6 protein-coding genes and 1 riboswitch are annotated in these 14,101 nt (G+C 34.6%); of the genes, 3 read left to right on the top strand and 3 right to left on the bottom strand.

Translation table 11 applies throughout. From position 1 onward, the window contains the following. Nucleotides 1-319: 319 nt before the first annotated feature. Together metH and ERX46_RS07825 are read right to left on the bottom strand one after the other, a co-directional pair. Complete coding sequence (gene metH / locus ERX46_RS07830) at nucleotides 320-3,007, bottom strand: methionine synthase (RefSeq protein WP_130093305.1); 2,688 nt, start codon at nucleotides 3,005-3,007, stop codon at nucleotides 320-322. Between the two features lie 105 nt (nucleotides 3,008-3,112). Next, nucleotides 3,113-4,117 carry a homocysteine S-methyltransferase family protein gene (locus tag ERX46_RS07825; protein ID WP_207214142.1) on the bottom strand — a complete coding sequence of 335 codons (1,005 nt, stop codon included), beginning with the start codon at nucleotides 4,115-4,117 and terminating at the stop codon, nucleotides 3,113-3,115. Nucleotides 4,118-4,245: 128 nt separating this feature from the next. Further along, a riboswitch (SAM riboswitch) is annotated at nucleotides 4,246-4,363 on the bottom strand. A 154-nt stretch (nucleotides 4,364-4,517) separates the two neighbouring features. Between ERX46_RS07825 and ERX46_RS07820 the strand changes: the two genes are divergently transcribed. Continuing rightward, nucleotides 4,518-4,862 carry a hypothetical protein gene (locus ERX46_RS07820; protein ID WP_130093304.1) on the top strand — a complete coding sequence of 115 codons (345 nt, stop codon included), beginning with the start codon at nucleotides 4,518-4,520 and terminating at the stop codon, nucleotides 4,860-4,862. A 2,161-nt stretch (nucleotides 4,863-7,023) separates the two neighbouring features. Here ERX46_RS07820 and ERX46_RS07815 read toward each other — a convergent pair. Then, nucleotides 7,024-8,814: a T9SS type A sorting domain-containing protein gene (locus tag ERX46_RS07815; protein WP_130093303.1), complete on the bottom strand. Its 1,791-nt coding sequence runs from the start codon at nucleotides 8,812-8,814 to the stop codon at nucleotides 7,024-7,026. A gap of 140 nt (nucleotides 8,815-8,954) precedes the next feature. On the opposite strand from ERX46_RS07815, the gene ERX46_RS07810 reads away from it, so the two are divergent. Both ERX46_RS07810 and metG read left to right on the top strand, forming a co-directional pair. After that, a complete protein-coding gene (locus ERX46_RS07810; protein ID WP_130093302.1) occupies nucleotides 8,955-11,765 on the top strand; it encodes an alpha/beta hydrolase family protein in 2,811 nt (936 codons plus the stop codon). Nucleotides 11,766-11,993: 228 nt separating this feature from the next. Beyond that, a complete protein-coding gene (gene metG, locus ERX46_RS07805) occupies nucleotides 11,994-14,084 on the top strand; it encodes a methionine--tRNA ligase (protein WP_130093301.1) in 2,091 nt (696 codons plus the stop codon). Nucleotides 14,085-14,101 lie beyond the last annotated feature (17 nt).

Raw genomic sequence — 14,101 nt, 5'->3', positions numbered from 1 at the left:
GTGTTAATTGTCAAATACGAAAACAACTGTTTTGAATTGATGATTTTTCCAGTGTTAATCAGGTTTTAACTATTTCTTTAATTGATAATTATTAATCATATTGTGCCATGTATCTTCAGTATGAAAGCCATAGTAATTCATAAATCACAACTTGTTTACTTAATTCTTTCATATTGCACATCTTGTTGTGCAAGTATTCGCACTAATTGCACATTAAGAAGTGCAGTAATTGTTAAATATTACACATCCAAATATGCAAAATCGTCAATTCAGCGCCAAATAATCAGTTTTCAATTTGTGAACTTACCAAACCCCACTCTTAATAACTCAAATTCGATCCCAGCCATTTTTCCATTTCTTCAAAGCTTTTCCCTTTGCGTTCTGCAATGCTTTCAACTTGTTCTTTGGTAATTTTTCCAACTCCAAAGTATTTCGCTTCTGGATGTCCGAAGTACCAACCTGCAACTGCTGCCGTTGGATACATCGCCATGTGTTCAGTCAGTTTAATTGTGGTATGTTCTGTTGCGTTTAAAATTTCGAACAAACCTGGCTTTTCTGTATGGTCTGGACACGCAGGATAACCTGGAGCTGGACGAATTCCTTTGTATTTTTCTCTAATCAAAGATTCGTTGTCTAACTCTTCATCTGGTGAATAACCCCAGAATTCTTTTCTTACTCTCGCATGTAATAATTCGGCAAAAGATTCTGCTAAACGATCAGCTAGTGCTTGTAACATAATCGCATTGTAGTCGTCATGATCATCTCTAAATTTCTTGAGGTGTTCGTCAATTCCAATTCCAGTGGTCACCACAAATCCTCCGATATAATCCTTGATTCCGCTTTCTTTTGGTGCAATAAAGTCCGCTAATGCTATATTATGTGCTTTTTTTGATTTCTTTAATTGCGAACGCATAGAAAGTTGCGTATACAAAACTTCCGTTCTGCTTTCGTCTTTATAGATCTCAATATCGTCATCGTTGATAGAGTTCGCTGGAAATAATCCATAAACTCCTTTGGCTGTTAACCACTTTTCTTCAATGATTGTTTTGAGTAATTCTTGCGCTTCTTGAAACAATTTCGTTGCAGCTTCACCAACAACTTCGTCTTTTAAAATGGCTGGATATCTACCTGCTAATTCCCATGCTTGGAAGAATGGTGTCCAGTCTGTGTATTGTAATATTTCTTCTAAACTATAATCTTCAAAGTTGTAAACACCAAGCTGATTTGGAACCTTGATATCGCTTTGTTTCCATTCAATAGGGAATTTATTTTCTCGCGCTTCTTTTAATGATATATAAGTTTTCCTTGCATTGTTTTTCTCGTGGTGATCACGCAGTTTTTTGTATTCTTCTTTAATATTCGCTACAAAAACATCACGTTTATTTCCTAATAAACTCTCAACAGCCGTAACAGATCGAGAAGCATCTAAGATATGAACTGTTTGGTTTTTTGTGTAAAACTGCTCGATTTTAACCGCTGTGTGAACGCGCGAAGTTGTTGCTCCACCAATCAATAATGGAATACTGATATTGGCACGTTCCATTTCTTTGGCAACAGTTACCATTTCGTCTAAGGAAGGTGTTATCAATCCACTCAATCCAATTGCATCTGCATTTACTTCAATTGCTGTTTGGATGATTTTCTCGGCAGGAACCATTACTCCTAGATCAATAACATCGTAATTATTACAACCCAACACAACACCCACAATGTTTTTCCCAATATCGTGAACATCTCCTTTTACAGTTGCCATCACGATTTTCCCATTCGGTTTATCGTCTTCTTGCTTGTCGTCCTCAATGTAAGGCAATAAGTAGGCAACCGCCTTTTTCATTACACGTGCCGATTTAACTACTTGCGGCAAGAACATTTTACCACTTCCGAACAAATCCCCAACGATGTTCATTCCATCCATTAAAGGGCCTTCAATCACCTCAATTGGACGTTTATAGTTGTGGCGACATTCTTCTGTGTCTTCATCAATGAATTCTGTAATTCCTTTTACTAAAGCATGTGCTAATCTCTCTTGAACGGGTTTCTCTCTCCAAGCCAAGTCAACAACTCTCTCTTTTCTTTCGCTTGAGAAATTCTCTGCAAATTCAAGTAATCTTTCCGTAGCATCATCTCTTCTGTTCAACAAAACATCTTCAACACGTTCTAATAAATCTTTGTCGATATCATCATAAACTCCCAATAAAGCTGGATTAACAATTCCCATATTCATTCCTCGCTTAATCGCGTGATACAAGAATGCAGAGTGCATTGCTTCTCGCACAGAATCATTACCACGGAAAGAGAAAGAAACGTTAGAAACTCCACCAGAAACACTTGCTCCAGGAAGGTTTTTACGAATCCATTCTGTCGCATTAAAGAAATCTAAGGCATTGTTTCGGTGTTCTTCCATTCCCGTTGCAACAGGGAAAATATTAGGATCGAAAATGATGTCTTGCGGTGGGAATTTTACTTTGTCCACTAGAATGTCATACGAACGTTTACAAATTTCAATTCTGCGTTCGTAATTATCTGCCTGACCTGTTTCGTCAAATGCCATGACAATTACAGCTGCACCTAATCTTCGAACAATTTTTGCTCTTTCAATAAATAAATCTTCTCCATCCTTTAAAGAAATTGAGTTCACAACACCTTTTCCTTGAACACATTTAAGACCTGCTTCAATAATTTCCCATTTCGAAGAATCGACCATAATAGGAACTCTTGCAATGTCTGGTTCAGAAGCGATTAAATTCAAGAAACGAACCATAGCAACCTTTCCGTCAAGCATTCCTTCATCCATGTTTACATCGATGATTTGTGCTCCGCCTTGCACTTGGTCTAAGGCAACTTCTAAAGCTTCTTCGTATTTATCTTCTTTGATTAAACGCAAGAATTTTTTAGAACCCGTCATATTTGTACGTTCTCCAACATTGATGAAATTCGATTCTGGAGTAACAATCAAAGGTTCTAATCCTGATAATTTTAATGGAGGAAGTATTTTCTTTTTGTTCATTTTCTAAATATTATATCAGTTTTTCAAAGATGTTTTTTATTTTCCCCTTTGGAGAGCTTGTCCCGAAATAATCGGGAGGGATAAAGGGGGAGGACGCTCTGAAATTTACTGTGATTTTATTTTTCTCACTTCGTGTTTCTTCGCTAAATCGGCAATCACTCTAATATGAGCTGGAGTTGTTCCGCAACAACCGCCAATTATATTTACCAAGCCTTCTTTTAAAAACTCTTCAATTTGTTCACCCATTATTTCCGGAGTTTCTTCATATTCTCCGAATGAGTTGGGTAATCCTGCATTGGGATGAGCTGAAACATAAAACGGAGCCTTATCGTCCATTATTTTAAGATATTGTCTTAATTCTTTTGCACCCAAAGCACAATTTAATCCAACACTAAATACTGGAAGATGTGAAATTGAAATCAAGAAAGCTTCTGTCGTTTGACCGGTTAAAGTTCTTCCTGAAGCATCTGTAATTGTTCCAGAAATCATAATCGGTAAATCAGTTTTCATTTCTTCTTGCACCACATCAATTGCATAAAGAGCAGCTTTGGCATTCAGCGTATCAAAGATTGTTTCGACAAGTAATAGATCAACTCCTCCTTCAATTAGAGCTTTGACTTGCAAACTATATGCTTCAACCAATTCATCGAAAGTTATTGCTCTAAAAGCTGGGTCATTTACATCTGGAGAAATTGAACATGTTCTGTTGGTTGGTCCAATTGCACCTGCAACATATCTTGGTTTGTTGGGTTCTCTCGCTGAAAATTCATCTGCAACTTCTTTGGCTATTTTAGCCGATTGAAAGTTGATATCGTAAACCGCTTTTTCTAAATCATAATCTGCCTGAGCGACTGTAGTTCCAGAAAATGTATTGGTTTCACAAATATCTGCTCCAGCTTCGAAATACTTAGCGTGAATTTCTTTAATGATTTCTGGACGGGTCAATGAAAGTAAATCATTGTTTCCTTTTAAAGGTTTTACATGGTCTTCAAACCAACCTTTACGAAAATCTTCTTCTTCTAAGTCGTATTGTTGAATCATTGTTCCCATAGCACCGTCGAGCACTAAGATTCTTTCCTTCACTAATTCACGTATATCTCTTTTCTTCATCTTCTCAATTTTAATTTCATTAATGATCACAACAAATTACTATGCAACATTAAAAGTTGATAGAAAGTATTTGTATTACGTAATAGAAAAGAAATTTGGAGAAAAAAGTCAGAATCGACTCAGTTTTCAACTTATCAATCCCCAATTTATTGGGGAAGGAATTGGCACCGGAAATAAACGACATAAATCGAATAAAAGGTTGCCAAGGTTTCGTAGGGCCTGTCCCTCCACCTTTCTTTATAAGTATTACTGCATTCATTAAAAGAACTTCTCAAATGTAAGAACTAATCTGTAGACAAAAAAGAAGATACTGAATTATATTATTGGGTGATTTTTTTGAGTTTGAGAATCTAAATTCACGAAGAGATGTTGTTTTCGATTAAAACTGTACTTTTGAAACATGACAAAATGGGGGACATATTCAATTTTTGTTGCATTGCTCGCAATGTTACTTCCTTTTATACTAATCGCTTTTGAAGCTACTGATATTAGCAGTAGTCCTTTTTTTCCTTTGATTGCACTTGTTTTTGGAAGCTTAGGAGTAATGATTCATTTGTTTTCATTATTAAAATCTGATACTCTAAATGGTTCTGCGCTTTTATTGCTCACCAGCGTTTTGTCGATTATTTTCGGATTCTCATTAAGTTCTTTAGGAATTCCTAATGCAAAATACCTTTTGTTAATGGGAGCTTTGTTAGTAGCTGTTTGGATTATTATTCCAAACAAAAAGCAGGAGGAAGAGTAGTTTACTGTTAGCTCAAATTCATTTGGAAATAAAATAGACGTTAACGATAGCGAAATAGCAATCGGTTTATCTTATTAGTAGGCTTCTAGAATAATCACCCCTCATTATAATATATTTTATCTCTATTCAATGAAATTATTTTTCGATTATTTGATATTGTAATTTGCTTTATGAATCGTTTTTGTCTTTAAATCTCTATCAACAAAAAGAGAGGAAGAAAATTTAATTCCCTCCTCTCTAAAACTATCACTACTATTTATGAAACTTAACTACTACTTTCCTTATAACTGCAATTCATTTCTTTTGTTGTAATAAATTCGTGAAAAAATGTTAATGATTATTAGATAAGTATTCCAATAAACAACAAGAGAGAAAACGGGCGTTTTCTCTCTTGTTTAACACTACTACTTATGAAACCTAACAGTGCTATTAACTCCTTGTTTTTTGTTTTAGTATTTTTGAATTGGCAAAATATGTTAATGAATATATTATTCTCTGCTTTGTCTAATCTGTACTTATTTATACTTCAAAATTCTGGCTCTAGATGAAATACTGTGGGTAATCAATTTTAATCCTTTGAAAAATTAATAGTTCTATTACGAATTTAACTGTAACCTACATGAGTTGTATTTTAAAGTAATTATCCAAGTCACCATTTTATTTTTACAAACAAGAATATGGTTGTCTGTATTTCAGTTGGTTAGTCCGCTAGTTGGAGGTTTTCGAATAATAAAGACTTAAATAACAGGAATTTATAAAATTAAGCGAAATGTATTTTAATAGAAAGTTTCCATTTAAATAAAAGTAGAACCAAATTAACAATCGTTTAGCTTCAATTAAAACCATGGATTTTAAATCAACCCACACAAAATCATATAGAACCAAAATTCTTTATCGATCAAGTTCAAAGTACCCTCTGGAATAGGACTATTGATTGTTTAATTGGACAAGCCATCATGATAGAAGTTCTAATAAGCAACAAGAGAGAAAGCGGGCGCTTTCTCTCTTATTTAACACTACTACTTATGAAACCTAACAATGCTATAAACCTCTTATATTTTGTTTTAGTATTTTTGAATTGGCAAAATATGTTAATGAATATACTATTCTCTGCTTTGTCTAATCTGTACTTATTTATACTTCAAAATTCTTTATTGTTCAAGCTCAAGTCACTCTCTTGAATGGAACTATTGATTATTTAATTGGACAAGCTATCATGATAGAAGTTCTAATAAACAACAAGAGAGAAAACGGGCGTTTTCTCTCTTGTTTAACACTACTACTTATGAAACCTAACAATGGTATAAACCCCTCGTTTTTTGTTTTCGTATTTTTAAAGTGACAAAATATGTTAATGATTAAACTAACATATTTTTGATCTGATTTAATTTTATTAATTTCTAATGTCCATAACTTTTCTCTCTGAGTAATTCATCTCTATTTCATAAATTGATTACAGATGAATTTAGAAACTATTGGTTTGGTTTCGTAAATGTAAATATCGTAAGCTTTTGGTTTTTATGTGAAATATGAATTCTCTTGTGGAATTACATTTAGCAGAAATGAAACCTAGTGAGCCATTATTGCGATAACACATAGCATTTAGGAATCCCTTTTTTACTTTTCCTAGAAGGGAGTGATATTCCAAATAGTGGTTGTGATTTAGAACGCAATCTCTTTCCCGTAAAACCAACTAGAACTATTTACTGCATAATCATTGAACAGCTCGCATTGGTTGGCTCAGTGCAGCGCATGACATTTGAAACGCATTGAATGGAATCTCTTTTTATAGAATTACGAATTAGCTTGTTGGGCAATAAGAATAAATAAGAATTGAATAAAAGAAAGGCAAGTTTGTATGTAGACTTCACTCTAGAAGTTTGGAGTATAGTTCAATCGGGCAATAGTGAATCTAATTCAAATTAATGAATTGGAAACTTAATTGATTAATTGGGATGATTAGATTCATATTTTAAATTCTCGTACAAACAACAAGAGAGAAAGCGGGCGCCTTCTCTCTTGTTTAACACTACTACTTATGAAACCTAACATCTATATAACGCACCAGTTTCAAATATGTTTTAGTATGTTTATTAAATTATAGTTAAAAAAAAAGAGGAGCCAATTGGCTCCTCTTTTCTATATTGTAATCAATTGATGATTATTTGTTCACGATCATTTTACGTGTAACAGATGTTTCACCAGCTGTAATGTTTAAGTAATAAACTCCGTTAGCGAAAGAAGTACCATCGATAGTGATTTGGTGATCACCAGCCATAGTGTTTCCTTCAGAAACTTCTGTCATAACTTTACCAGTCATGTCAATAACTTTGTAAGAAACAGTAGATGCTTCTTTCAAGTTAAATTGAACTGTAGTTTCGTTAGCAAAAGGATTTGGGAAGTTTGCAGAAACATTAAGGTTAGATAACTCATTGTTTTCTACTCCTAATGAAGGATCAAAGTTCATGCGGATCATTGGAGTGAATGGTTGAACAAACCAACCTTCAGTTCCACCTGCTCCTAAAGCACCAAATTTAAATGCTGTTCCTAGTGGGCTTTCACCTGCACAAAGTACAGAGAAGTTCACTTCAAAAGCTTTAGCACTAATTACATATTCTTGACCAGCAGTTAACTGAACTGGAGTTTCGAATATTAAAGTAACTTCTGTTCCTTCAACATCAGCTGCAGTTGTAACATAAGGAAGAGTTTCAGCTATTTCACCAGGTCCGATTACATCAGTTGCTAAATAAATTTTACCGAATACTTGAATTCCGTTGTCTAATGCATCACCAAAAGTTACATTGATAGCTGTTAATTCAGCATCAGCAAAAACTTTATATAAAACACCAGGCTCTACAGTTAAAGGTGTAGAATATCCTAAACCATCAACTTGACTGTTTACGATACCGTTATCACGTGCATAGATATTTTGTCCAACTTCGAATTCATAATTAGCAATCATGTTGTTAGTTGGCATATCATCAGTAGCATCATTAAGTAATTCAAATTCCATTTCATATGCTCCAATAGCATTTGGAGTAAATGGTGGAGTTACTTTTAATGTATCTGCGATACCATAGTCTAAAGAAACTGCTTGAGATGTTCCTACATAAGCACCACCAACTTGTGAAACTTGAAGTTTAACGTTAGTTTGTGCTGCAATACCTTTACCTTTTACATCTGCTTCGAAAGCGATAGGAGAAGCTTGAGCTAAAGGAATTTGGTGGTAATACATACCGTCCGTTCCTTTGTAATTTGCAGTTATCTCAACATCGTTATCAGACAATGCGAAAATCTCAACATCATCAACTTGCCAAGCATAACCAGCATTAGCTGACATACTGTTCCATCTAAATCTAAATTTAACTGTAGAAGAATTGTTTACAGCAAAATCAACTGAAATGTTTGGAGCTCCCGCTTCAATAACACCATCATTAACATCGATTTCTTGTTCCCAAGTTACACCACCATCTAAACTTACTTCAACATAAGTAATGTCAGAGTTGAATGATCTATAACGTTGTTGGAATGTAAAAGTAACGAAACTTTCACCTGATAAATCAATTGATGTCGTCATCTCTACCCACGCGTTTTGATTCGCTACTGGTGGATTTGGATCATTTAATAAATGCTGAACTCCTTCAAAGAATGCAAAACCGTTTGCTTTAGTCGTTGAATTAATTGCTGCATAGTACTGAGGTGCATTTGGCAAATCAGCCGCAACACCAAGAACCCAGCTACCTTGGATTTCATCTGTCCCCACTGTCCAATCAGTAACTGTACTGAAATCGTTAGTGTATAAAGACGCTCCAAGTGCTTTCTCTACATTACCTGTTTGAGCTATAGCTTTTGAATTTTGTGCTTTTGTTGGTAAAGGACTGTTCATTGCTTTTTGGTTAAAAGCAAATGACGTTGCCCCTAAAAAAGCTGCCATTACGTAAATCTTTTTCATAATATTATCTTTTAATTTTTAACAAATATACATAATTTTTAGGAATCTAAATAATGAAATGGGGCTTAACTAAGTTAAAAAATGTATATTTTCGTCGAAAAATGTATTTATAGCTACATTTTAACAAAAATTAAATTTTTATGATCTCTATTCAGAAATTATTTATTTCTCTAATTCTCTTATTCGTTAGTGTAACAACCGTTTTTGCACAAAAGAAAATCATTGACCATACAGTATATAATAGCTGGAATTCTCTGAGAAATCAAAATGTATCTTCTTTAGGAAGTTATGTGACTTATGAAATTAATCCGCACCGTGGAGATGGTAAACTCATTGTATATACAGCAAAGAGTAAAACCAAAGTTGAAATAGCTAAGGCGAAAAACGCAGTTTTTAGTGATAATGAGAAAATTGTTGCGTTTTCAATTGATGCAGGTTTCGACACATTGCGTTATATGAAGCTTAATGATATTGAAAAAGACAAATGGGTTAAGGATACCTTAGGGATTTATTTTACTAAGAAAGATAGTTTAGTGAAAGTTTCGAATCTTGTAGATTACGCAATCGCAAAAAAAGGAAATATTCTCGCTTATACTATAAAGGATATCAAAAAGAATAAACCAAAGAAAAAGAAACGCTGGTTTAGGAGCAAAAAAGAAATTGAAACAAACAAAGAAGGAAATACATTATTCTTGTTGAATACAGAAACTGGTGAACGTAAAAAAATTGAAAATGTAACTGATTTTAAATTTAATGACCAAGGAACGCATTTGTTTTTTGTAAAAGTGATTAAAAAAGGAGGTGATGAGCTTTCAACTGTTCAATTATACGATTTTGTTAATCAAAAGGTAAAAAAGTTATCGACTCAATTTACAGAGTTGGGGAATTACGGATTCAGTGATAGAGGAAATGAATTTGTCTTTATGGCTTCAACCGATACTTCAAAAGCACTGCGCAGTTATGATGTTTATCAATGGTCATTACACAGTGAATTACCAGAAGTTTTGGTAACAGATGGACGTTCTGATTTGCCAGATGGTCTTACGCCAGCGCCCAAAGGAAGAGTATATTTCTCTTTAGATGAGTCAAAACTTTTCTTTGGATTAAGAACTATGCCTATTAAGGAAGAAAAAGATACTTTGCTAGACAATGAGAAAGCTGTTCTTGATGTATGGCATTATAAAAATAATCGTTTGCAGCCACAGCAATTGAATGAATTAAAACGTGATCAAAATGAAAATTTATTAACTGTTTTACACCTGAAAGAAAATATCCTTTTACAATTGGAATCGGATACTTTATCGGTTAGGATTTTGGATCAAGGAAATAGCGATTATGCAATGGGTGTATCAAATGAGCAATATGCTTATGCTAATAATTGGAGGTATCCTTGGCCAGATGATTTCTACAGAGTGAATGTGAAAACTGGAAAAAACGAATTGATTAAAGCAAATATCGATTACAGTATAGGATTAAATCCAAATGGATCTCGCTTCACTTACTTTAATAGTGCTGAAAACAATTACTATTACTTAGATGTAGAAACGAAAGTTGAAAATTGCATGACTTGCTTTATCAAAGATCCTATCAATTGGAAAAGTGATATTAATGGAATGCCATTCGAGGCCAATCCAGAAGGTTCGCCAGGTTATTTAAGTAACGATGAAATAGTTTTGTATTCTGAATTTGATATTTGGACGTATAATTATGTGACATCAGTTTTGACGCCAATTACAAAGAAAGAAGGTAATCCAATAAACATGATTTATCGTTTGAAACAATTAGATTATGATAGTACATTCATGAATTTATCCGATTCCTATATAATAGGTATAGATCAAGAATCAATGAATGAATATATTTATACTTATGTTGATGATAGATTAAGTCCACATTTGGTAAAATGGTTTGAAACGGATCACAAAATTACTTCAATAGAAAAAGCAAGTAATGGAGACAAGTTGATTTTCCGTCAAATGTCGATTGAAGATTATCCAGAGGTGTATTTAACAAATTCTAAATTTGAAAATACACAGAAGATTTCTAAAACGAATCCACAACAATCAGAATACAACTGGGCAACAGTGGAGCAAATGGAATGGGAATCTTACAACGGAGAAAAGTTAAAAGGATTATTGTACAAACCTGAAGACTTTGATTCAACAAAATCTTATCCTTTGATGGTTTATTTCTATGAAATGTACAGCGATAAAAAGAACTACCACTATATTCCTAGGCCAACAGCTTCTATTATTTTCGCTACGGAATATGCTTCTGCAGGATATTTGGTATTTATTCCAGACATTAGATATGAGCCGGGTTATCCAGCAAGAGGCGCATACAATAGCATCATGAGTGGAACGGATAAAGTTCTCGAAATGTATCCAAATGTGGACAGCACAAGAATGGGACTTCAAGGTCAGTCTTGGGGTGGTTATCAAACTGCACAATTAATTACAATGACGGAAAGATATGCTGCCGCAATGGCTGGAGCGCCTGTAAGTAATATGTTCTCTGCCTACGGAGGAATTCGTTGGGGAAGTGGCTACAGCCGTGCATTTCAATATGAGCATACTCAAAGTAGAATTGGTAAAACAATTTGGGAAGCGCCAGAATTATATATTGAAAATTCCCCTTTATTTGGAATTCCGAATATCACAACACCTTTACTAATTATGCACAATGACGGTGACGGAGCGGTTCCATGGTACCAAGGAATTGAAATGTTTACTGGAATGAAACGATTGAACAAACCAGTTTGGATGCTGAATTATAACGGAGACGAACATAATTTAATGAAAAACGCAAACCGCATGGACTTAAGTATTCGAATGCGTCAGTTCTTTGATTACTATTTACAAGGAAAACCAGCACCAGAATGGTTAATTAATGGTGTTCCAGCTTTGGATAAAGGGAAGAAATACGGACTAAACAATTACGAATTAAAATAATTACGAATTACGAATTCAAAAATGGAAACGAATGAGGAGTCTTTTTTTTTAAAAGAAGTTTGTTTATTCTAAATTCACCTTGTATTAAGAGAGCCGTTTTTAATTCAACATTACATCATTCGTATCTCAAGTTTTTAGACTATTGGCGGATAAGTGAAAATTCGTAATTCGTAATTAAACAATTCGTAATTGAATAACTATCTTTGCATTTAGAAAAAATTCGAATCGATGGAGAAAAAGCAATATACCGTAACAGCCGCACTACCTTATGCAAATGGACCTTTACATCTTGGACACGTTGCAGGAGTTTATTTACCTGCTGATATTTTTGTGCGATTCTTAAGACACAAAGAACATGATGTAGCGTTTATTAGTGGTAGCGATGAACACGGTGCTGCAATTACTTTACGAGCAAAAAAAGAAGGGATTTCACCTCAAGAGATCGTGGATAAATACCATGACATCATTGGAAATGCTTTTAAGAAATTCGACATTAAATTCGATATTTTTCACCGTACAACAGCTGAAACACATAAAGAAACAGCACAAGATTTCTTTAAGGTTTTAGATAAGAAAGGTGCTTTTACACAAAAAACAACCGAACAATATTACGATCAAGACCACGAGCAGTTTTTAGCTGATCGCTACATTAGTGGTGAATGTCCAAAGTGTGGATATGCTGAAGCATACGGAGATCAGTGTGAGAAATGTGGTAGTGCTTTGAGTCCAACAGATTTGATTAATCCTGTTTCGACTTTAAGTGGAAAAACTCCAGTTTTAAGAGAAACTTCTCATTGGTTTTTGCCAATGGAGCGCCATGAAGATTGGTTGAGAGAATGGATTAAAGAAGGAACTTTGGACGGAGTTCAACAACATGATCCTAAGAAATGGAGAAACCAAGTGAACGGACAATGTTTGTCTTGGATTGATGGTGGTTTGCATCCACGTGCAATGACCAGAGATTTGGATTGGGGAATTCCTGTTCCAGTTGAAGGAGCTGACGGAAAAGTACTCTATGTTTGGCTAGATGCACCAATTGGATACATTTCCGCAACCAAAGATTGGGCGAAGTCAGTAGGGAAAGATTGGAAAGACTACTGGACAGGTGACCGTAAACTGGTTCACTTTATCGGAAAAGACAATATCGTTTTTCATGCCGTTATTTTCCCAATTCTATTAAAAGAACATGGCGAATTTATATTGCCAGATAACGTTCCAGCGTCAGAATTCCTAAACCTTGAAGGTGCTAAGTTTTCAACTTCTAGAAATTGGGCGGTTTGGTTACACGAATACCTTGAAAGACATCCTGAAAAAGTGGATGAATTGAAATATACATTGACATCAATTGCACCAGAAAGCAAAGACAGTGAATTTACTTGGTTGGATTTCCAATCGCGTGTAAATAACGAATTAGCGGATGTGCTTGGAAACTTTGTGAACCGTGCATTGGTTTTGAACAACAAATATTACGACGGAGCTGTTCCAACCTTAGGAGAATTAACAGCAGAAGATCAAAAAGTAATTGATGCGATTAAAGAGATTCCAGCGAAGGTTGAAGAATTATTATACAATTATAAAATCAGAGAAGCACAAGGAGAAGTAATGGGCTTGGCAAGAATTGGTAACCGTTACTTAGCGGAAACTGAACCTTGGAAAGTAGTTAAAACGGATCCAAAGCGTGTAGAAACGATTTTACACATTGCATTGCAGATTACAGCGAATTTGGCAATACTTTTTGATCCATTTATTCCAGCAACTGCAGCGAAAATGAGAAACTTCCTCAACATGGAAACTTTCAATTGGGCACAAGCGGGATCAATTAATTTACTTTCTGCTAGAACGAAAACGAATCCACCTTCAATTCTTTTTCAAAAGATAGATGATGAGTTTGTGGAGAATGAAAAAGCAATTTTAATAGCTTCACAAAAAGACAATGAATCTGCAAAAGAAGCAGAAGCAGAGGAAGAAGAAAAGCCTACAGCACCTCAAAAAGAAGACATCGAATTTGATGAATTTTTGAAAATCGATATTCGCGTAGGAAAAATTCTTTCAGCTAAAAAAGTAAAGAAAGCCGATAAATTATTGGAATTACTTGTCGACACCGGATTAGACCAAAGAACAATCGTTTCTGGAATTGCAGAACAGTTTGATATAGAAGAAATCGTTGGAAAGAAAGTTTCTGTTTTGATGAATCTACCGCCAAGAAAATTACGTGGAGTAGTTTCCAACGGAATGATTTTAATGGCAGAGGATAAGTTAGGGAATTTGAGTTTCATTGCACCGGGTGAAGGTATGGAAGTCGGAGCGGAAATACGATGATTTTTGTTTAGAAATTC

The organism is Brumimicrobium glaciale, assembly GCF_004152935.1.
GTDB lineage: Bacteria > Bacteroidota > Bacteroidia > Flavobacteriales_D > Crocinitomicaceae > Brumimicrobium > Brumimicrobium glaciale.
The sequence above is the reverse complement of the archived record's forward strand: the minus strand, read 5'-3'. Positions and strand labels throughout refer to the sequence as shown.